This is a genomic window from Streptomyces sp. NBC_00289 (genome assembly GCF_041435115.1).
In the GTDB taxonomy this organism is placed as follows: Bacteria; Actinomycetota; Actinomycetes; order Streptomycetales; family Streptomycetaceae; genus Streptomyces.
In genome coordinates this window covers 10208327-10229263 of record NZ_CP108046.1, presented here as the reverse complement: position 1 = coordinate 10229263, position 20937 = coordinate 10208327, and the positions used below count along the sequence as shown (strand labels likewise).

At 67.9% G+C, this 20937-nt stretch carries 16 protein-coding genes and 3 pseudogenes; 8 read left to right on the top strand and 11 right to left on the bottom strand.

The genetic code is table 11. From position 1 onward, the window contains the following. Positions 1 to 150: 150 nt before the first annotated feature. From OG985_RS46670 to OG985_RS46660, 3 genes are all read right to left on the bottom strand, one after another. Positions 151 to 1770 (bottom strand): ISL3 family transposase, encoded by a 1620-nt coding sequence (locus OG985_RS46670; RefSeq protein ID WP_371666483.1) that lies wholly within the window; start codon positions 1768 to 1770, stop codon positions 151 to 153. A 477-nt stretch (positions 1771 to 2247) separates the two neighbouring features. Continuing rightward, a complete protein-coding gene (locus OG985_RS46665) occupies positions 2248 to 2421 on the bottom strand; it encodes a type II toxin-antitoxin system RelE/ParE family toxin (protein WP_371666597.1) in 174 nt (57 codons plus the stop codon). Positions 2422 to 3256: 835 nt separating this feature from the next. Beyond that, complete coding sequence (locus OG985_RS46660; protein ID WP_371666598.1) at positions 3257 to 3598, bottom strand: Lsr2 family protein; 342 nt, start codon at positions 3596 to 3598, stop codon at positions 3257 to 3259. A gap of 830 nt (positions 3599 to 4428) precedes the next feature. Here OG985_RS46660 and OG985_RS46655 point away from each other — a divergent pair. Next, positions 4429 to 5388, top strand: coding sequence for an ISAs1 family transposase (locus OG985_RS46655; protein ID WP_371674182.1), 960 nt, complete (start codon positions 4429 to 4431; stop codon positions 5386 to 5388). A gap of 720 nt (positions 5389 to 6108) precedes the next feature. On the opposite strand, the gene OG985_RS46650 is transcribed toward OG985_RS46655, so the two are convergent. The 3 genes and pseudogenes from OG985_RS46650 to OG985_RS46640 form a co-directional block, all read right to left on the bottom strand. Next, positions 6109 to 7848 carry an IS1182 family transposase gene (locus tag OG985_RS46650; RefSeq protein ID WP_371674181.1) on the bottom strand — a complete coding sequence of 580 codons (1740 nt, stop codon included), beginning with the start codon at positions 7846 to 7848 and terminating at the stop codon, positions 6109 to 6111. A 59-nt stretch (positions 7849 to 7907) separates the two neighbouring features. Next, positions 7908 to 8534, bottom strand: coding sequence for a transposase (locus OG985_RS46645; RefSeq protein ID WP_371666601.1), 627 nt, complete (start codon positions 8532 to 8534; stop codon positions 7908 to 7910). 387 nt (positions 8535 to 8921) lie between these two features. Continuing rightward, positions 8922 to 9851, bottom strand: a pseudogene (locus tag OG985_RS46640) (IS256 family transposase); the annotation flags it as partial. 212 nt (positions 9852 to 10063) lie between these two features. Between OG985_RS46640 and OG985_RS46635 the strand changes: the two are divergent. From OG985_RS46635 to OG985_RS46625, 3 genes are all read left to right on the top strand, one after another. Next, positions 10064 to 12430: a helicase-associated domain-containing protein gene (locus tag OG985_RS46635; protein WP_371674180.1), complete on the top strand. Its 2367-nt coding sequence runs from the start codon at positions 10064 to 10066 to the stop codon at positions 12428 to 12430. A 191-nt stretch (positions 12431 to 12621) separates the two neighbouring features. Then, positions 12622 to 12870, top strand: coding sequence for a DUF6225 family protein (locus OG985_RS46630; RefSeq protein ID WP_371666603.1), 249 nt, complete (start codon positions 12622 to 12624; stop codon positions 12868 to 12870). 263 nt (positions 12871 to 13133) lie between these two features. Beyond that, positions 13134 to 14042 carry an ISAs1 family transposase gene (locus tag OG985_RS46625; protein ID WP_371666604.1) on the top strand — a complete coding sequence of 303 codons (909 nt, stop codon included), beginning with the start codon at positions 13134 to 13136 and terminating at the stop codon, positions 14040 to 14042. Here OG985_RS46625 and OG985_RS46620 read toward each other — a convergent pair. Continuing rightward, a pseudogene (locus tag OG985_RS46620) lies at positions 14011 to 15259 on the bottom strand (IS3 family transposase). The gene OG985_RS46625 and the pseudogene OG985_RS46620 sit on opposite strands and share 32 nt — an antisense overlap. A gap of 680 nt (positions 15260 to 15939) precedes the next feature. Here OG985_RS46620 and OG985_RS46615 point away from each other — a divergent pair. After that, positions 15940 to 16464: a helix-turn-helix domain-containing protein gene (locus OG985_RS46615; protein ID WP_371674165.1), complete on the top strand. Its 525-nt coding sequence runs from the start codon at positions 15940 to 15942 to the stop codon at positions 16462 to 16464. Continuing rightward, a complete protein-coding gene (locus OG985_RS46610) occupies positions 16361 to 17026 on the top strand; it encodes an IS630 family transposase (RefSeq protein ID WP_371674226.1) in 666 nt (221 codons plus the stop codon). The genes OG985_RS46615 and OG985_RS46610 overlap by 104 nt, the downstream gene beginning before the upstream one ends. Positions 17027 to 17063: 37 nt before the next feature. Here the strand turns inward: OG985_RS46610 and OG985_RS46605 are convergent, their stop codons facing one another. The 3 genes and pseudogenes from OG985_RS46605 to OG985_RS46595 all read right to left on the bottom strand — a co-directional run. Continuing rightward, positions 17064 to 17666 (bottom strand): transposase, encoded by a 603-nt coding sequence (locus OG985_RS46605; protein WP_371666606.1) that lies wholly within the window; start codon positions 17664 to 17666, stop codon positions 17064 to 17066. Then, the gene (locus tag OG985_RS46600) at positions 17591 to 18133 is read right to left on the bottom strand and encodes a winged helix-turn-helix domain-containing protein (RefSeq protein ID WP_371666607.1); all 543 of its coding nucleotides are present in this window, start codon (positions 18131 to 18133) and stop codon (positions 17591 to 17593) included. Before OG985_RS46600 ends, OG985_RS46605 begins: the two co-directional genes overlap by 76 nt. 67 nt (positions 18134 to 18200) lie before the next feature. After that, positions 18201 to 18588: pseudogene (locus OG985_RS46595) on the bottom strand (transposase); the annotation flags it as partial. 250 nt (positions 18589 to 18838) lie between these two features. On the opposite strand from OG985_RS46595, the gene OG985_RS46590 reads away from it, so the two are divergent. Then, positions 18839 to 18988: a hypothetical protein gene (locus tag OG985_RS46590; RefSeq protein WP_371666608.1), complete on the top strand. Its 150-nt coding sequence runs from the start codon at positions 18839 to 18841 to the stop codon at positions 18986 to 18988. A gap of 294 nt (positions 18989 to 19282) precedes the next feature. Beyond that, positions 19283 to 19789, top strand: coding sequence for a transposase (locus OG985_RS46585; RefSeq protein ID WP_371674179.1), 507 nt, complete (start codon positions 19283 to 19285; stop codon positions 19787 to 19789). A 326-nt stretch (positions 19790 to 20115) separates the two neighbouring features. On the opposite strand, the gene OG985_RS46580 is transcribed toward OG985_RS46585, so the two are convergent. Beyond that, complete coding sequence (locus tag OG985_RS46580; RefSeq protein ID WP_371666609.1) at positions 20116 to 20745, bottom strand: GPP34 family phosphoprotein; 630 nt, start codon at positions 20743 to 20745, stop codon at positions 20116 to 20118. Positions 20746 to 20937 lie beyond the last annotated feature (192 nt).

The following is a 20937-nucleotide window of genomic DNA, read 5'->3' as shown; positions in this document are numbered from 1 at the left end:
CCAACAGGACCCTCAGCAAGTCCTATCGTTGCAGGTCAAGGGCACTTTCCGTGTTTCTGATCAACGCTTGGACAGCCTCTCGCCGTCGCCCGAATCCTGGTTCTGGATCACTTTCAGTGCTAGGGCCACGGAGGGTCACCGAAACCGCGATCATGAACGGCATCGCGCGGTGAGGAGGACCCGTTTGCGGAGCAGGTCGAAGTTGGCTCGGCCGAACATCTGCCGCTTCAACATCTTGATCTTGTTGTTCTGACCCTCGACCGCGCCGGAGCTGTAGCGAAGGCTGAGGCCGGCGACGACGGCATCGAGATCCTGGCCGAGACCGGTGACGAAGGTATGAAGGGCTGGCAGGTCCTCGGCCCGGACGCTCGTGATCCACTTGTTCAGGTCCCGGCCCTGACGGTTGTTCATGAGCTCGGCAAACGTGCGGACGTGGTGGGCGGTGCGGTCGAGCGCGGGGCAGCGAGCCAGGATCGCTTTGAGCTGCTGGGTCTGGTCCTCGGTGAGGCGGTCGGGATGGCGGGTGAGCCAGCTGGTCACATTCCGCACGGACGGCGTCTTGTGGGGCGGGTCGTGCGGAAAGTTCTCGCGGAGTTTGGCCACGTAGACCTTCACCACGTTCTCGCCGCCGGGGTAGCCACGTTCGCGTACTTCCTCGAACAGGCGGCGGGCGACGGTGCAGCCCTCCGCCCACCGCTGGTGCAGGTAAGGCTTGTAGGGGTCGAGAATGCTGGCTCGGCCGGTCCACCGGCCAACCAGGAGTTCGTCCGCGCTTGCCGCGTTGGCGAAGCGGCGGACGGTATTGCGGGCCAGCCCCTGTTGGCGGGCGATCGCGCGCAGTCCGATGCCCTGCTCGAGGAGAGCGTGGATAGCCGCGTGCTGTTCCCGGATGCGGTCGGAGAGTCGGCCGGTTGTCCGCGGCCCTCTGGGAGAGGGCGGATCGAGGTTCGTGTTCTCCGTGTCCGCGACGGCCTGGGCCGTGGCGGCGTCGTGCGGCTCACGTAGCAGAGCGCGGTGTTGAACGACTGTCTTCTCGACGGCCTCAGTAAGGTTCGACCAGATGTGCCATCGGTCCGCGACGTGGATGGCGTTCGGGGCGCCGAGCCGTCCGGCCTCGGCATAGGCGGTGGAGCGGTCCCGACAGATCACCTCGATGCCGGGATGGTCGGCGAGCCACTTGGCGACCGTCGACGTCGTCCGGTCCGGCAGCAGGTCGATGGGCTGACGGGTTTCGATGTCGATCAGGATCGTGCCGTACTTGTGGCCCTTGCGCAGCGCGAAGTCGTCCACCCCGAGCACCCGCGGTGTCGAGGTCTCGGGCTCCGGCAGGCGACGGATCAACCGCAGCAGTGTCGACCTGCTCACCCCGGCGGCCAGAGTCTGGGAGAGGCGGGCACCGGCACGGCCGGCCAGCATCACCGCCACACGCTCCAGCACTGTCTGCAGCCCGGCGCTGCGTCGGCCGTGCCGGACGGTCAGTCCGTCGACCTGCTCGGCGAACGTCGCCTGTCTGCACAAACGTTGGCCGCAGCGGAACCGCCGCACCTGTAACTCGATCAGCACCGGACGCCCTCTGACCGAGCTGTCGGCGAGCCGCCGTACGTACCGGCTGTGCACCCGAGACGACAGCGTCCCGCACGCTGGACATACGACCCGCTCCGCAACCGCCCGGGCCCGCACGGCCACCAACTCGCCGTCAGGCACAACGTTTTCGATCACGACACCTTGGACCTGGTGGAACCACAGGTTCTGGAGGAGAACATCACCCACGACCGTTCATGATCGCGGTTTCGGTGACCCTCCGTGGCCCCAGCACTGAAAGTGATCCAGAACCCAGGTTCAGCCGACGCCGACACAGCCCACCTCGTGAAAGCGCGAGGCTAAGGAATCCCACGTCGAGGCGCACCACTACCTCGACGCTGACATGCCCTGGCTGGAGCGCATGCACCACAAGCGCCGCCGGATCCTCGAACGCCGCCGCTTTGCCGCCACCTCTCCCGGCCAGCTGCCCCAGCCGCCCTCCCGCCCCGTCGTCATCGCCCGCCGCCGACCAGATCCCGCACCAGCCGCGGCGAACCCGCCGGTGCCACAGGTACGGCAGTGGGCCAAGGACCAGGGCATGGTGTGCCTGATCGAGGCCCACTCCGCACCGACATCTGGGATGCTTGGCATGCGGCCCGCGCCCAGCCGGTCGGCTGATCCATCATCACGGCCCGACCAGTCGCTCGAGTCGCCGGGTAGCCCCGCTCAGCCGGTGTGTCCTACATGCTCAATGTGCAGCGTGCTGTTCTGGACGTCGATGCGGTACAGGATCCTCCACGGGCCGCTGTGCAGACGCCGGTGGCCGCTTCCCCACGCGCGAGAGCCTTCGGGGGCCGGATCGTCCGCGAGCCGGTCCGTGGCATGCAACAGTGCGTCCACGCCGGCGGAATCGGCCTTCAGAAGGCCGGCTGCCTCGTTGAGCGCTGTGGGCCACCTCGAAAATCGGCTCCAGCACCAGCTTCAAGGCCGCCTGGACCACCCGGTCGGCCACGGTCGGGATGCCCAGTCGGCGCCGCTCGCGCGACCCCGGCTTGGGGTCATCCGCTCCCTGACCGGCACTGGGCGGAAACTGCGGGACGTCAACTGCTCCCGCAGACCGGCGAGGAACTGAGCCTCGCCCATCCGTTCCCGGACGAAGGTGACGGTCATGCCGTCCACTCCCGCCGAGCGTGCGCCCTTGTTCCCCGCGACCCGCTCCCAGGCCACGGCCAGGAACGCGGGATCACAGACGAGGTGGCGCCGTCGGCTGACGACGTGCCTGTCCTTCCGCCGCACTGGCTGCGCGAGGCGAGGACGACACCGGACGGTTCCCACGTTCACCTGAAAGGCGATCGACGGGTGAGGCGCCCGGCACACCTTCCTCGCGCCTGAACGGTCAAGGTGGCACCTGGAGAAAATGGGTGCCTCCACGAGATTCAACGAGGCCCCCAGGAAGAGGATCCGGCCGGGTGGCAGCAGTGCGTACTCCATGGGGGTGAGCATGCCCAGCGCGGAGTGTTTGCGCTGGCGGTTGTGGAAGATTTCGAGGTACTCCAAGAGCGCTCCGCACCCCACTACCCAACTCGGGACAGCCCGCCGCCTACAACAAACCCGGGGCGGTTCAGTACACGTGAACAGGCTCGACAAAACCGCCCCCTCCTGCGAAGCGGCGGTTTGGCTGGTCGATACTGCTTTGGTCAAGATCCCTCAAGCTGCGGGATCTCGTTGCTTCAGCCTACTTGGCCTTCTCGTACGCCTCACGCACCGAGGCGGACACACGGCCTCGATCGCTGACCTCATGGCCGTTTTCCCGAGCCCAAGCTCGGATCGCGGAAGAGTCGGCCTTCCTGTCTGCGGGCATCCTGGGCTGCCCCTTCGACTTAGTCCCGCCACGGATCCTGCGGGTACCGTCAGCGTGAAGATAAGGATTCAGCAGCTCGAGGAGTTTTTCGTAGTTTTCGTCCGTAAGATCGATTTCGACCCCCGCTCCATCAATAAGGATGCTGTGAGTGGAGATGTCCTGCGACTGTTCGCCGGTCAAGTCGTCCACAAATGTCGTGATCACCTTCTGGGCCATGTAAACGATATTAGCGCATCTCGAGTTTCACAGCATCCGAAACCTGCTCACGCTCTGCTGGGTCGCACCGCAATCTTGAAATCGGCACTTGCGACGCTACCTCTGCAGGTCATGGGATCTGGCGGAAAGTCGGGGGAGGGTACGGGAAGTTCCAGATCAATCAGCGCATTCATGAGACGATCAGGATGCGCCCGCTGCATGCAACGAAGACATCAGGTGAGGAAGTCCAGTCGCCCTGCTTCCTCATTGGCCAGGGTGTTACCCGCCGCACAACTTCGCCATTCCCCCGATGAGCCAGCCCAGTAACTGTCAGGCGATGGTGAACCGTGACCATCAAGAGTCTTTTCAGGAATCTTTACCTCACCAATACATTCCCGTTGCACCACGCTCGCCGTCGTCCCCCATCAAGCGGCCTGGATGTCACCCATCCCATAACGGAGGGGTGCGCGATTGAGGTTGGGGCGTGCTGGCCTGGCGGGTTGGCTGGAGGTTGATCATTCATGGCTATGGCAAGATTTCCGTAGGCGGAGATCATCTGGGTGTCATGGTCGGCCGGTCCGCGTAACGGCGGCGGAGGTGGGCGATCAGAGCTCTTGCAAAGTTGCCGTGATCTTGTGAGTGGGCTGGTCAGGTGAGGTGTGACCAGACATGCCGAAGCTCCGTTGATGTGGGTGAGCAACCAACTCGCCTGCAAACAACGGAGCTTCGGTGATTCGTGAGTCTGCCATGCCTGCGTTCGTCCTGTCGCGTGCCGTCCTCCCGACGGGTGATGCGGTGGAGGCTGTCGATCCGCGTGATCGTCGGGGACGCGGTATCCGCTGGTCGCGCTGGTGAGAGCGGCGGCCTGCGCGGTGGCGGCCGGGGCGCGTTCGCACACGGCGATCGGGCACTGGCTGCGGCGGGCGCCTCAGGACACCCTGGGCCGGCTGGGTTTCCCGGTCCGTGGCGTTTTGGGGGTGCGGCCGGCCGCGTCGATGGATACCGTCCGCCGGGTCGTCGAGCGGCTGCACCCCGACGGCCTGGCCGTGCTGCTGCGACCCGCAGGTGCAGAGCGTGACCGTCCCGTGCGGTTGGCGGCGGACGGCAAGAGCGCCCGGGGCTCGCGCACCCGGACACGGACCGCGGCTCACCTCCTGGCCGTCATCGACCAGGACGACCAGGTCATCGCCCAGTTACGGGTCCCCGACAAGTCCAACGAAGTCCCCTGGCTGCGCGAGTTGCCCGGCCCGCTGGACATCGAGGGCGCGTGGGTGAGCGCGGATGCACTGCACACGCAGCGTGAGACCGCCCGGTTCCTGGTCCAGGACAAGAAGGCCCATTACCTGCTCACCGTCAAGCTCAACCAGCCCACCCTGTACGCCCGGTGTCACCACCTTCCCTGGGAGAAGGCCGACCTGTCCTCACGCCAGGCGAATCCCCAGGACATCGCCCTGGCCCTGCGCGGTCACTGGCACATCGAGAACAAGATCCACTACGTGCGGGACAGCCTCTGGGACGAGGACCGCTCGCAGATCCGCACCGGCCACGGCCCGGAGAACATGGCCACCCTGCGCAACACCGCCCTCAATCGGCTCCGCGCCACCGAGGCCACCAACATGACCGAAGCCGTCCGTGACCTGTCCTACGAACCCTTCACCGCACCACTCGACCTCCTCGGCATCCCCCGCGGACCAGCACAGACGTCAGAGAAATTCGACTTTGCAAGAGCCCTGGGTGGGCGATCAGGACGACGCGGTGGCGCAGGAGCGGAACGCCGGCGCGTCCTGCCATCAGGCGTTTCTGGAGTTTGACGTCGGTGATGCGGCCTTCGTTGACGCCAGAGTCGTAGGTGGTGGAGATCCCCTGGGCGACGGCGTGCTGGTCTTCGCGCAGGGCTCCGGCGATACCGGAAAGTGGCGGCAGTCCGCTGTGGGAGAGCTCGTCGAGCCAGGACGGCAGGGGTGCGGCGTCGCGGTTGGCGAGCATGGCGGCGAACCGGCGGAACAGGTCGTGGGCGTGCTTGAGTTCCGGACAGTGCTCGAGGAGCCGGTGCAGGCGGTGGGTGACGTGGAGGCCGCGGCGGTCCGGGTGGGTGGCGATCCAGCGGGCGGTCTCGCGTGGGGACGGCGGGCGCTCGCGGGGCTGGTCCAGCGGCAGCCCGCGTCGCAGGGGCGCGATGGCCACCTTCACGCGCTGGTGGTGCCCGAGGTAGCCCTTGGTGCGGAGTTCCTGATGGAGGACCATCGCATTGTGTTCGCCCTCGTCCCAGCGTTGCTGCAGGTAGTCGCGGTAGGGATCCAGGGCGGAGGGCTTGCGGGGTGGGCGGCGCACGATCTCCTGCCAGGTGCGGGCGCGGGCATACTTGCCCACGGTCCGGCGGACCAGGCCGCCACGGCGCTGTAGCCGGCCGGATCCGGTCAGGGTGTGCACGGCCTGGAACAGCCTCTTGGCATGTTGCCCTGCTCGTGTGTCCGCCGCGGTGTCCTCGGTGGTGGTTGCCTCGGCCGACTCTGCTGCGCAATTGGTGAGGTCTACGCGGTGAGCCGGTAGGCGAGGCGTTCGAGGCGGCTGGTGCGGACCCGGCGGAGGGGCTGGTCGCTCCAGTAGGCGTCCAGCCGCACCACGTTGACCGCGGCTGCGGAGAAGGCATGTTGGAGGCGGACCTTGGGCAGCCCGCGGTAGCGGGCCCGGCGCAGGCCGGTGACGTCCAGGGCCTGGTTGACGGTGCCCTCGATGCCGGCGCGCAGGGCGTACTTGGTCCGCCAGGCCGGGGTGTTCTGCTCGGTGCGGGCCTTGGCGGTGGTCTCGTGGATCTCCTTGGGCCGCAGGGTGAGCATGCGGTTGCCGCGGGCGGCGCTGGTGCACCGGTCCTTGACCAGGCAGCTGCCGCAGTCGGACTTGGCGAACTCGATGACGATGGCGTCGCGTCCGTGCTGGGTGACGGAATGCCAGCCGGTGCTGGCGTGTCCTTCGGGGCAGCCGACGGTCCGGGTCCTCCAGTCGATGTGGAAGGCACTCTTGGCGAACCCCTCGGCGGCCCTGGCCTGCGGGGAACGGTCGGCCAGCAGCGGGGTGACCATGGCGATGCCGTTCTTCGCGGCGGCGGTGACCAGGTCGGCCGAGGGATAGCCGGAGTCGAGGTAGTGCTCGCCCGGGGCGAGGTCGCGTTCGGCGAGCCGCTGCTGGATACCGGTCGTGGCCTTCACATCCGGCACGGTGGCGTCGATGGTGTGCACGTCGGTGATCAGATTCGGCCGTGGGCCGGCGCGCCGTCCGGCTCCGGCTCCGGCTCCGGCTCCGGCTCCGGCTCCGGCTCCGGCTTGAGTATCGCAGCTCTCAGTCAGGTGGATCTTGTATCCGCACCAGAACAGATCCTCACCTTTCACCGCCCAGCGTGCGTCGGTGTCGTACGGGGAAGCCAGACGGCGTCTGCCGGGCGGGACGCCCTCGTCGTCGGCGTCCCGCTTCACGATCACCTCCCGCCCCCGGGTATCGGTGCGCAGGCAGTAGGTCTGCACCAGCACCTGCCGCAAGATCTGGACGGCCTCGACCTCGCGGATCCACATCGGGGCGGCAGTATCGTAGGCGGCCCGCACGATCGCATAGCCGTCCTGCGCGAACACCTGCGCCAGCCGGTCCTGCTTGGTCTTGGACGACGGCAAGGTCCAGCCGTTGACCCTCGGTCCGTAGCGGTGAGCGAACTCGGCGACGTCGATCTGGTCGGCCAGCCAGGCAGGGGCGGCCACCGCGAGGGCCTCCAGCGCCGCGCGTACGCTCTCTCCAGCCAGCTCCAGCCGGTTCAGGTTCCGCACCGCGGAGATGACGTGGGTGGCGTCGGTACGCTGTCTGCTGCCGGCACCGACCAGCCCGGCCTCACGGCAGTGGTCGACCAGCCGGTCGAAGACCACCCGCTCCAGGCCATGCCCGGCCAACCGGGCGCGGAAGCGGGCCAGCACGCTGGGATCGAAGCCGGTATCAGTCAGCTCCGCCCCGATCGCGTACTTCCAGTCGATCGCCCGGACAGCCATCACGGTGGCCTGCCGGTCGGTCAGGTTCTCGGCGAACTGCAGAACCGTGATCAGAGACAGCACCGCCGGTGCCATCCCCGGGGCGCCACGGACCCCGAAGGCGCCGGTGAACGGCTCGTCGGCGAAGACCTCCGCCAGGCGGTCCCGTACCCGAATCGGCAGGCTCCCCTTGGGGAAAGCCGCCCGGGCCACCGCCGCGGTCTGCTCCGGGACCTCCGGTAACCCCTTCGGCTGCAACGACATCCGCATCATCTCCCCCGCAGCCGCACGGCAGGAAAGCGGCCACGGGCACGATCACCTCGTCAACACGCCACTCTTCGCAGCAAATTGCGCAGCAGAGTCTCGGCCGGCGCCAAAGCGGCCTCTTCGGACGGCGGGAGGGCTGCGGGCAGGCAGCCCCGGTGGGCGACAGCGATGTCCTGAACGCGACGGGACAGCCCCTGCCACAGGTGGAAGCGATCGCTGACCTGCACGGCCCCGGGGACGCCGGCGGCGATGCCCTGCCGGTAGGTCAGCGAACCGTCACAGCAGACGATCTCGACGCTGGGATGCTCACGCAGCCAGCGGCTGAGCTGTTCGGCATCCCGGCCCTCCCAGAGCGTGAGGGGCAGACGGGTGATGGCATCGACCAGCAGGGTTCCGTAGGTGTCGCCGTAGAGGGCGAAGTCGTCCACGCCCAGAACCCGCGGAGTGATCAGGGGCGGCAGCGGCATCCGCATCAGCTCCGACAAGACGGTACACCGCGAGAGCGTGACGTTCAGGACCTGCAGCATCCGGGCGCCACCCCGGCCCGCCAGCAGCGCCCCCGCTGCCTCGACCACCTGCTGCAGCAGCGGCGTGCGGCGTTGATAACGCACGGTCAAACCCGGTGCCTGCTCGGCGAACGTCACCTTTGCGCAGGCGCTGTTCTCGCAGTACAGACGGCGCACGCTCAGCTCGACACCGGACGATGGACTGGCTGCACGAGATACGAGAACGGCTCGAGCAGCAGGTCTTCGACTCCGCCGCGAACCTGCTGAACCTCGAAGTCAGCCTGCTATTCTTCGACACCACCTCCACCTACTTCGAAGTCGAGGACGCCGACACCCCCATCACCCGGGACGCGGCGGGCCGCCCGCTCCCCGAACACGACGGCGACGGCGTGACCGGCCGGGTTCCGGACGTGGGGCAAGTCGAAGGACTCGCGCGACGATCTGCCGCAGATCGGGATGGCCGTCACGCGGGACGGGATCCCGGTCAGGGTGTGGTGCTGGCAGGGAACACTGCCGATTCGGCGCTGATTAGGCAGGTCAAGGACGAGATGCGGGACTGGACCCGTGGGCGGCAGCCTTGGGAAGCTTGGCCTCCAGCGCGTCCAGGACGTACCGTATCTGGGCTTTCACCGCGTCGGTGTCGGGCTGTTCGAAGACCGTCCGCAGGAGCGTCGCGGCCCAGGGTTGGGCCGATTTCGGAACCTGGCTCAGCAAGTTTCGGGCGTAGTGAGTTCGGCAGCGTTGCCACGATGAGACGGGCAGAACCGCACCGATGGCGGCCACCAGTCCGGTGTGTGCGTCGGAGATGACGAGCTGGACGCCGGACAAGCCGCGGGCGATCAATGAGCGCAGGAGGCGAGCCAGCCGGCGCCGTCCTCGCTGGAGGCGACGTCGATGCCGAGGATCTCGCGGTGGCCGTCGGCGTTCACGCCGACCGCGATCAGCGCGTGGCGTTGATGATGCGGCCGCCCTCGCGGACCTTCTGGGTCAGGGCGTCGACCCAGACGAATGCGTAAGGGCCTTGGTCCAGGGGTCGGTTGCGGAATGCGGCGACCTGTTCGTCCAGGTGCTTGGCCATCGTACTGACCTGGGACTCGACAGTTGGGTGACGCCGAGGGGCTCGGCGAGTTTCTCGACCCGGCGCGTACGGACACCGAGCAGGTAGGCGGTGGCGACCACTGAGATCAGGGCTTGCTCAGCCCGCCGACGTCGCTCCAGCAGCCAGTGCGGGAAGTAGCTCCCGGACCTGAGCTTGGGGATGGCGAGTTCGACGGTGCCGGCGCGGGTGTCCCACTCGCGCGGGTGATATCCGTTGCGGTGGTTGACGCGTTCGTCGCTGACCTGCCCGTATTCGGCGTTGCAGAGGGCATCGGCCTCGGCGGACATGAGCGCGTCAGTGAACGTCTTGACCATCGCGCGCAGCAGATCGGGGCTCGCCGCGGCGAGATTGTCCTCGGCGAGGGCGTGCAGGGGCACACTGTCAGGTGCGGTCATCGTGCTGATCTCCTTCGAGGCTGCGACACTTCGAAGATCAGCCGGTGGCCGTTCATCTATACGGGCACCATCCCGATGCCGGAGCAAACCCCCGGACCAGGTCGAACCCGTACACCACTTCTCTGGACGCAACCCGACGGCATCGCCGCCGATGCAGAAGGCGGGCAAGGGACTGGGATACTGGTGACCGGCTGTCCCCTACGATCGGTGGGGTGAAGAGCACAACTGCCCTGAAGAACTGGCTTGCCGGGCGTACCCTCGCGCAGCTGACCGCGCTGCTGGAGCTGAGGTCGCTGCCGCAGGCCGCCGGATACGGGCAGGGCCCACGCACTTTGGACCAGCTCGCCGACCACCTGCTGTCCGATGCGTCCGTCAGCCGCGCTCTCGGCTCGCTGCACGCCGGTGATCTGCGGCTGCTGACCGCCATCGCCCAGCTCGCTGATGCCGAGCACGGGCCCCTCCCGCGGCAGATCCCGCCTGCCCAGTCCTGGACGCCCAGGCAGGACCCCGTACTTGAACCGGCGAGTCGTGCCATCTCACGCGCCGTGGTCCTGGACAAGCTCGCACCCGGCAAGGCGGCGCGGGCCGCCGTTGAGGAAGCACTGGAACGCCTGGCTGAGCAGGCGCTGGTCCTGCCCCCGCACACGGACAAGATCATCGTCCCGGCACTGCTGCACCGCGGCTCGGCCGCCCTCCAGCACTACGGCCGCCCCCTCGATGTGCTGCTTACCGACGCCTTCAACGCCCCCGAGGTGCATGCAATCACCGACCGGCTGGGACTGGGCAGGGGCACCACACGCGACGCCTCCCAGCAGAAGATCGTCGCATTCCTCCAGGACGCGGGCAACGTGCGCAAGCTGGCCGCTCAGGCCCCGCCCGCGGCCCGTGACCTGCTCGACGAACTGGTGCCCGGGCCGCCACTGCTGCGCACCCATTGTTTCGTGACGCGCTACGGCTACTACGCCGGCTCGAACAGCAAGTTCACGTTGCGCCCCGGTGGTTCCGGCGATCCGGGGACCGACTGGCTGGCCGGACGCGGCATGGTACTGCCCGCAGGCCAGGACCTCGCCGAACTCCCTTACGAGATCGCCCACGCCCTGCGCGATGACACCACTCCCGCTGTGCACCTCACGCCGCCGGTCCTCACCCGGACGGAGCCGATACCCGCCAGCGCCGATGGCCAGGCCCAGGCAGCGGCTGCCTCTGCTGCCTGGCATGCCGAACTCGTCCTGCGCACGGTGGCCGCTCAGCCGCTCGCGATCCGCAAAGCGGGCGGCATCGCTGTCCGCGACACCAAACGGGTCGCCAAGGACGCCTCGATCAGCGAGGAACAGGCCCGTCTGTGGCTCGACCTGGCCGCCAACGCCGACCTGCTCCGGCCCCACCAGGAACCTATGAACCTGCCCGCACCGCGTGGCCGACGCCGCAGCCGCACCCCGGTTCCCCAGGCGTCGGCACGCCTACTGCCCACTCTCGGCTACGACACCTGGATCACCGCAACTCCCGCCCGCCGCCTTGTGCCGCTGCTGGCCACCTGGGGCGTGGTACCTGAGATCTTCACCTACTGGCCCGCCGACGACGACCAGAGCCCCGTCGCGCTGGTCTCACCCACCGACCCGATGGCCACCGTGCTGCGCCGAGGCATCCTCGACGCACTGACCACCCTCCCCACCGGGCATGCCATGGCCCCCGGCTCACTCGACGAACTGCTCACTTGCGCGGCCTGGTTCCGCCCCGCGCTCACCGAATTCCTGGACACAGACGACCTCCGTGCGCGCGCGACGGCCACCCTCGCCGAGGCCGAACTCCTCGGCGTCACCGCCCACGGCGCCCTCACCACCGCCGGCCACGCCCTGCACGCCCTGCTGTGCGCCGGGGCCGAGCGCTACTTCCCGGCCGTTCCCGGCGCAGGCCCCGACCTGGCCGACCACCCCCGACTCGCCGACGCCACCACCCACTTGCGGGCAGCACTCGATGCGATGCTGCCCGCCCCGCGCACCACCGCCCGTTTCCAGGCCGACCTGACCGCCACCGTCACCGGCGCCGCCGCCCCCGACCTCAGCGACCTCCTCACCACTGTCGCCGACCGCGAATCCGAAGGACACGCCATCGTCTGGCGGATCACCCCCGGCTCACTACGCCGAGCCTTCGACACCGGACTGGACGCCGCCACCGTGCTCGAACGCCTGAGGGCGGTCAGCGAAGGCGGCACCGAACTGCCCCAGCCACTGACCTACACCATCAAGGACGTCGCCCGCACCCACGGCCGCCTACGCGTGGTCCGCTCGGCCTGCTGCATCCGAAGCGACGACGAACACCTCATCACCGAGGTCGCCGCCACCCGCTCCCTCACAAAACTCGGCCTGCGCAAGATTGCCCCCACCGTACTGATCAGCACCGCACCCCCAAGGACACACTCATCGCACTGCGCACCGCCGGATACACCCCGGTACTGGAAGCCGAGACCGGCACGACCGTACTCGAACGAACCCCCAGCGAACGCGCCGAGTCCCAGATGCCCCCACTCGCCCAGGCCCACCCCCACCACGGCCCGGGACCAGCAACCGCCACCGCCCTAGCCGCAGCACTCCTGCGCCCCTCCACCGCGACAGCCAAGCCGACCGCACGCAGCAGCAAAGTTTCTTGAAGCTCGTCCGACCCCGTCCGTAAGGCGAACCAAAACGCCTGACCGCGATCATTGTCGCGTCTGTGGCGCTGATCGAATACAGTTTCGCCCCACGTGCCGAGCCCAATATCGACGAGGACAGATATGCACTCAGGCGGATCCCCCTCGTTTGAAGGAGAGGCATGGACCGTCGACCGGCTGAGGCGGGCACTGGCCGACATTCCCGACGAAACCCCGCTGGTTCTCTTCGCCGAGTACGAGCCCGGAGAAGCAGAGGAGTACGTCGTCGTGGAGGGAAACCTCCTGAGTGAGGCCGTGACCCCGCGGATCGCACCGACCGGTGATGAGTTCACCCTGCTCTGCCGCTTGCGAGACGATGACGCGCAGGACTGACGAAACCCAGTCAAGAAGTGTGCCCGCCTGGCGGTCGAGCCGACCCGACCGAACCACTCCAGCGGGGCCAATATCTTCTTGCGCCGCCTGTTCTCACCCCGGAGGTTCTCGCCCGGGATCGACAGCGTCACCCCTGCACCTCTTCCAGGGCTCCGTCGTTCTCGCGGTTGGCGCCAGAGCCGGGGGTATGGACCTGATGCCCCAAGTGGGCAGTTGATGGCGGGCGGCCGATACGCGTGCAGGCACGGCTTCCGGTGATCATCGTGCCTGCTGCGCCAGCATCGCTCATCCCCGTCGGGCTGGGCCAACTCGCGGGCTGCAATCCGGCCTCCCCCGACGAACTGCCCGCCCTTCTGGCCCGGCTGTCTCGCTTGCCCGACCCGCGCCGCCGCCCGGGCCGTTGTCACCCGCTGCCGTATGTCCTGGCGGTCGCCGCCTGCGCGGTCCTGGCCGGAGCGAAGTCCCTCACCGCGATCGCGGAGTGGGCTGCCGATGCCTGTGACCGGCTGCTGTTGTGCTGCGGGGCCGCGCTGCGTGATCCGGACCGACCTTGCCGGGCGCCCAGCGAAGCCACCGTGCGCCGGGTACTGCAGCGCATCGACGGCGACGCGTTCGACGCGGCGATCGGCGGCTGGCTCACCGGTCGTGCCGCCGCCTCCCGCGCCGCGGCCAGGACAGACACCCACCGGACAGTCCGGCGCGGGCAGGTTGCGGTGGACGGCAAGTCCCTGCGCGGAGCCATTCGCGCCAACGGCCGCTGCGTCCACCTGATCTCCGCTCTGCGTGACGACAGCATCGTGCTGGCCCAGCGTAAGGTCCACGCCAAGAGCAACGAGATCACCGCGTTCCGGCCCCTGCTGAACCCGCTGGACCTGACCGGCGCGGTGGTGACCTTCGACGCGCTGCTGCCCCAGACCGACCACGCGAAGTTCCTGGCCGAGGAGAAGGGAGCGCACTACATCGCCGTACTCAAGGGCAACCATCCGAGCCTGCACGCGCTGGTGAAGAACCTGCCGTGGAAGGAGGTTCCGCTGCTGGACCGTACCCGGGCCACCGCGCACGGCCGTGACGAGATCCGCCGGCTCAAGGCCGCCACCGTGCCGGGACTGAGGTTGGTTCCCCGGGAGTGGACACCGGGTTTCATACGGCGAGTGACAGCGTATGTGATGTGATCAGTTGCTGTTCGGACTCGGCTGGTGTGAGGTAGCCGAGGGCGGAGTGCCGTCGGCGCTGGTGGTAGTACGACAGCCAGCGGAACAGCTCGAGCCGTGTCTGCGCCTTCGGGGCCAGTGCCTCCCGTGGAGCAGCTCGCGCTTGAGGCCTTGGAAGAACGACTCGGTGAGGGCGGTGTCATAGCTTGAGCCGACCCGGCCGATGCTGCGCCGGATGCCGTGCCGGCCGCACACCCCGGCGAAGGCGGCCGCACTGTATTGGGCGAGTTCAACCAGTCGTTGCAACACCGGGCTGTTGCAGCGAGCGTAGCTGTTCTTCGAAGACCTCGGCCGGCGTCCGCCAACCCAGGACTTTGCGGGGCCGGCGATCGCGTCGGTGACCAGCGAGGTGCGCAGGTGGTCCGCGATCGACCAGTCCACCACCTTCCTCGAGCAGATGTCGATCACCGTGGCGCGGTAGAGCCATGTCGCGCCAACGGCTGTGTAAGTGATGTCGCCGCACCACCGGGTATTCAGCGTGTCCGCGGTCACGTCGCGCATCACCAGGTCCGGCGCGGGCGGCGCGGTCCTGTTCGCGATCGTCGTCCGCTTCTTCTTTCGCAGGTGTCGGCCGACGATGTGGTTGATCCGCATCAGCCGGGTCACGCGCTTGCGGTTGATCTTCCGTCCCCTCGCACGCAGCTCGGCATGGACACGTGGGGCGCCGTAGGCGCCTTGGTGCCCGGCGTGGACAGCGCGGATCTCGCTCACGGTCCGTTTCTCCTCGGCCTGGCGCTCGGCGCGGGCCTGCCCGGCCGCCAGGTGCCGGTAGTAGCCGGCGCGGGATACTCCAAGGACGCGGCAGATCCGCTTGACGCCGAAGCCGGCACGGTTGTCGGAGATGAAGTCCCAGCGGTGGGGGCTCACTTCACCTCCCGAGCGAAATAGGCGGCTGCCCGGCGCAGGATCCCGCGCTCCAGATGCCACTCCTTCTCGGCCTTGAGCAGCCGGGCGTTCTCCGCCCGCAACCGGGCCAGCTCCTCCGCCACGCTCCCGCCCGCGTCACGGTGTCCGGGCACGGCCTGGGCCTCGTCCCTGCGCACCCACGTCCGCAGCGACTCCGCGGTGATGCCGAGATCCGCGGCCACCGCCGCGTACGTCCGCTTGCCAGCCGCGGCGCGGTAGAGCACAACCGCGTCCTTCCTGAACCCCTCCGGATACGGAGACTTGCGTCCCACCCGGACACCCCTCCCCGGACCATCAAGACCCATTGGGTGCCCACTCCAAAGGATCAGCCTCAGCTCAGCGGTGCCCCGCTGCAGGACCCCAGGAAGTAGGACGGGGACCGCGAGCAGGTGGACGTGGTCGCCTTTGCCATTGAACTCGCGCAGCTCGGCCCCGAAGGCCTGGCACACGTCCCGCATGATCGCCTACCAGCGCGTCAGCATCTCGCGGTTGAAGGTCTCACTACGTCGTCCGGCCGTTCCAGGAGCCTCACCCGACGCGCTCCGGCCGGCGGCGCAGCCGCCCACGCGTCCGGCGCCACGCTGGACGCGAAGGGCGGTGACTTCCTGCTCGCCGCGCACCCCGGCCCCTCCGCGAAGTCCGGGATGTCTCCAGCGCGTCGGGCCTCGGACCGGCCGCCCGATCAGGCGGAGAACAAGTACGCCCTGCGGCCCTGGGCGCAGCCCCGGAACGCGACTGCTCGCATCACAGGCCGAGCGGCCACGGCACCACCGAGCCTCACCAGCAGTCGGACCGGCTAGTAGGCTGTCGCGACTAAGTGTCTTCCTGGTTGGTGGAGTTGGCCGAGCGAGCGTCACTTGTCGCTTCCGTTCGGCCGGGCAGGGGTGCCGTGTCCTCGCAGAAGAAGTATCCGGTCGCGTTGTGTGCCGAAGATCGTCGGGCTTTGGAGCGCGTGACGACGACGGGGGTCCGCAGCGCGTCGATGATCAGGCGGGCGCGGGTGCTGCTCGCGTTGGACACCTCGGCCGGCGCGGTCGCTCCGCGGGTGGTGATCGCGGACCGGGTCGGGGTCTCGTGCGATACGGTCCGCCTGATCTCGAAGCGGTACGCGGAGACCGGTGGTGATGTGTGGGCCACGGTCGGCCGGAAGGCACGCGCACTCCCGCCGGTACCCTCCGCAGTGACCGGCGAGGTCGAGGCGCGGTTGATCGCACTGGCCTGCTCGACGCCGCCCAAGGGACACGCCAGGTGGTCGCTGCGCCTGCTGGAGAAGCACGTCGCGCTGGTCGAGGACATCCCGGACCTGGACCACTCCACGATCGGCCGGGTGTTAAAAAACGGAATTGCGTCCTCATGTGAAGAAGTGCTGGACCATCCCGCCGGCTGCGAATGCGGCTTTCGCCGCGGCGATGGAGGACGTCCTGGCGGTCTACCGCCGACCCTTCGATCCGGCGCGCCCGGTGGTGTGCATGGATGAGAAGCCGTACCAGCCGCTCGGTCACGTCCGCGATCCGCTTCCCGCACGGCCGGGCCGTGACCGGCGCGAGGACAACGAGTACGTCCGCTCGGGGACCTGCTCGATCTTCTGCTGGGTCGAGCCGCTGCGCGGATGGCGGCGCGTGGACGCGCAGTCCCGCCGGACCAGGGTCGACTGGGCGCACCAGGTCGAGCACCTGCTGACCGTGGACTACCCCGACGCCGCCACGGTCGTGCTGGTCATGGACAACCTCAACACCCACACCACAGCCTCGCTCTATGAGGCGTTCGACCCGGCGAGGGCCTTCGCGCTCGCCCAGCGCCTGGAGATCCACCACACACCCAAACACGGTTCCTGGCTCAACATCGCCGAGATCGAGTTGTCCGCACTCACCCGCCAGTGCCTGGACCGCCGCATCCACGACCTCGCCGTGCTCAACACCGAACTCGCCGCCTGGCAGCAGTACACCAACAGCAACCAGCGCCAAGTCGACTGGCACTTCACCACCGACGACGCACGCGTGAAACTGCGCCACCTCTACCCAACAACACAGAGAAATTAAGGCGCGACAGTCTACTAGAGATCTTCAATCGCCGAGGTTACGGCGGTTGGAAGTCGAGGCCGGTCTTGGCGATGAGGCCGTCGATGAGGCCAGGGCGGTACTGCATCCGTTTGAGCCGGTTCTTCACCAGCGTGGTGAGCTGGTCGAGGCTGTGTTTGGTGAGGTTGGCCAGGGACCGCTTCAGGTGCGACCACACGCCCTCGACCGGGTTGAACTCGGGCGCGTACGCGGGGAGTTGGTAAACGGTCAGCCATAATCGGGCGTCGATCAGCTCCCGCATGGTGCGGCTGACGTGCGTGTTCAGATTGTCCCAGACCAGGACGATCGGGCCGCCGAGTTGCTGGTGTGCGGCGTCGAGCAGGCGAGCGTAGTCGGTCTCGGTGAAGCCCTTGCGCCGGCCTTTGGCGGGGCCGCGGTCGAGATGAATGCGGTAGATCAGCCGGGCCCGGTGGCCGGACTTGGTGCAGATCAGTGCCGCCATGGAGATGCGCTTGGTGCCCGCCGCGGTGACGCGCACGACGGGCGTGTGGCCTCGTCGGCCCCAGGTTCGGCCTTTGGGCGGCCTCAGCCCCTGGCCAGCTTCGTCCTCGAAGCAGAGCCAGGCGCCCAGGTCCGCCGCCGTCTTTTTATGACGGGCCACTGCTCGTCCTTCCAGGCGGCGACCTTCGCCTCGTCGCGCTCGGTGGCCTTGCGGGAGGGGACCTGCACGCTCCAGCCGATGCGGTGCAGCAGCAGGTCCATCCCGGCCAGGGTGTACTCCACGCCGAACCGTCGGCGCACGACCTCGGCGATCCTCGCCAGAGTCCAGCACTGGTCGCTCCAGCCGGCGGCGGCCGGCCCAGCGTCCAACACCGCTTCCAGCGCACGCAGTTGGCGCGCATCAAGCTTGCAGCGGGCACCGCCCGGGCCCTTGGAGACCAGTGCCTGCCGACCACCCGAAGCCAACCCCCGACGCCAGCGGTTCGCTGACATCCGGGTCACCCTGAACCGCCGGGCCACCTCCCGGTCACTGGCCCCCGCCTCGATCAGATCAGCGGCCGCCAACCGGACCCGCTCACGCCGAACCCGCTCCTCAGCCGTCAGCCCTCCGCCATCGGGATACCTCATCCCTCCGGCATAGCGCGGCCTACGACAGCCGTCACGACCCCACGTAACCCACACCCTTAAAGATCTCTAGCTTGCAGACGTGTTCGCGGACATGGGCCCGTGAGGTGCGGATCGCAGCCAGGGCCTTCCGGCCCGGCCGAGGCGAGGACATCGATGAGGCGGGAGACAGTGGGATCTGAGGCCACCCGACCGAACACGGCAGATTCGGCCCGCAGCATCCCCACGTCCGCGAGACAGTCCCCGCCGAGCGCGACCGCCAGGGCCTCATCCAGCGGGACCTTCCCCGGATCGTGCACTGCCCGCGCCTTGCACCACGGCGTCAGAGCCGCAGATATCGCCTGGCCCAACCCAATCTTCCTTGCCGTCTCCAGCAGGACGCCTCCCGCCTGCGAAACCACCGCCCGGCCACCACCCTCGAAGCGGACACGCGGGTAGAACCCGATACGCTTCTTCACCTGGGAAGTGCCTCCGACGGTGGCAGGAACAAGGACCTCGACAATCCTCATTCTTGCTGGTCAGAGGGTGACTACTTAGGTGTTTGATTACGCGTGAGCGGGCGGCAGCCAGACGTTTCCGGCGAAGAGGTCGCGGAGGACGTTCATGGGGTTGAGGCCGTGTTTGCGGGCGGTGGAGGGGGAGGAGCGCACGAGGAGCCAGCGGTTGGCGCTGTCGGGGGTGCGCCAGCCGCGGAGATGTTCATCTAAGGTGCGGGCGCGGGTACGCCGGCACGTGTGGTCGCTGCTGCATCTGCGGCCGGGCGGCTTCCCCTGGCTGACGGTCGCCGGGAAGCGGCTGCATGGCTGGGTAGTGATCGATATGGACGCGACGATCATCACGGCGGCGTCGAAGAAGTAGGGCGCTACGGCGACCTGGAAGAAGCCGTTCGGGTTTCATCCGCTGGCCGCGTGGTGCGCGAACACGTGTGATCGGCGGTGAGCGCGACCCTCAGGTTCTGGCCCGGCTCGCCGTCGGAACCCTGAAGGACAAGGAAGCCCAACTGGTTTAGGCGTTGACCGGATTCTTCACCGATCACCACGCTTTCCTGGCCCGCACCATGCTGGATCGCATTGACGCCGCCACAGCCACCGTCAAAGGGCTCACCGCCGAGACCGCCGTCTTGAGCCCTACCGGCGCCAGCTGGAGCTGCTGGTGACCATCCCGGGAATCAGTCGCACCGCAGCCCAGGTCGTGGTTGCGGAGATCGGGGTCGGCAGGGGGCGCTTCCCCACTGCCGGCCACCTCGCTTCCTGGGCCGGGTCTGCCTGGGCAACCACGAATCCGCCGGCAAGGTCACCAGCGGACGCACCCGCCACGGTGACGCCTGGCTCAAGGGAGTCCTGGGCAACGCTGCCGCGGCAGCGGCCCGCTCGAAGAACACCTATCTCGCCGCCTAGTTCCGGCGCCTGGTCGGCCACCGGGGCAAGAAACGCGCGCTCGTCGCCCTCGAGAACTCGATCCGCGTCGCCGTCTGGCACATCCTCACCAGGGACACTCCCTACCAGGACCTCGGCGCCGACCACTTCATCAACCGCATCCGCAAGTCCGGGCACACCCGCAGACTCGTTGGCCAGCTCACCCGGCTCGGCTACGACGTATCTCTCGAACCCCGCACCAACGGCTGATCAGGCGGGGATTTTCAGAGCAGATCGAGGCTAATGCCCTAACTCGCCGGCATTGCAGGTCAACGGGGCCTTTCTGCTATCGGGACGTCGGATCACCTAATCCCGCTGAATATCCAGGGTTCAACCTTGCGGCGGCTGGACGTCATCGTATGCCGAGGCTGAGCCTGGCCGCCGGGACCTGGCCGCGGACAACGGCCGTCGATCACGGAACTCGCACCCATCTCGGCGACGGGCCCACGCGATGGACGTTGGCTGGCCAGGGAGCAGTTCCCAAAGCCGCTGTGCCGTGTGGCTGCCTCGGCCGCCTGACATTGCAGACGTCGGGAGCTGGTGTTCATTACTACGGCACCGCAATTGTGGTCAGTCACCACCTTCCATTTCTCTTCTATGACGCCAGGACTGCATCATGTCCACCACTTCCCGCGCAGGCGTGGGGAGCTCGTGCACGCGTGCCAGCAGCTGTCTCCTGGCTCTCCGACGGCTGACTGCGGGGACTACATGGGGGAGCACGTTCTGGGCATCCAGGAGAAGCGTGAGGGCTACGTCCGATTGGTTGCCTCGACCCTCGACAGCGTCCAGCACCCGTTGAAGCGCGTGGCGGTGAGCTTGCGTGTCGTCGATGTCCATGCCGAAGTCGTTGACGAGCCGGGCCCGCCAGTCCCTGGGAGTGCATCGGTGCGCTACTCCGGCCGTCTCGAGTTCGCGGCAGACCAGGTCTGGAGCGAAGACAGCCGCGCGCTCCAGCCAAGTCCACACCGTACCCAGTGTTGCCTCGTGGACCCGGCGAGCCAAATCCCGCACGGCCTGATCCGGCGCCAAGGCAGGGTTCATATCGCCCGGATGCACGGTAACGGTCCGCCTGAACCAGCCCTGCCGTTGCACGGAGAATGCCCCCGTCAGTGCCCCGTCCAGCAGCAATCCTGCCGAGGGCAGCACCTCTGTGGCCTGATCTCCGTGCCATCCCCCGGATGATTTGGCTGCCAGCAGCATCGCCGCACCGCGCACAGTGTGATGGGGGCGGGTGGCGTGCAGGCGCTCCTGTCCAGCGGCATTCACTGTGCGGACCCATGGCGGACCCACCCAACGCCCACCGTGATACGAAGGGCGGTTAGAAAGCGCAGGTCAGCGAAATCCCAGGGCGTGTCCATTAGTGAGCTCCGATTGAACTGTATACCAGCGGCA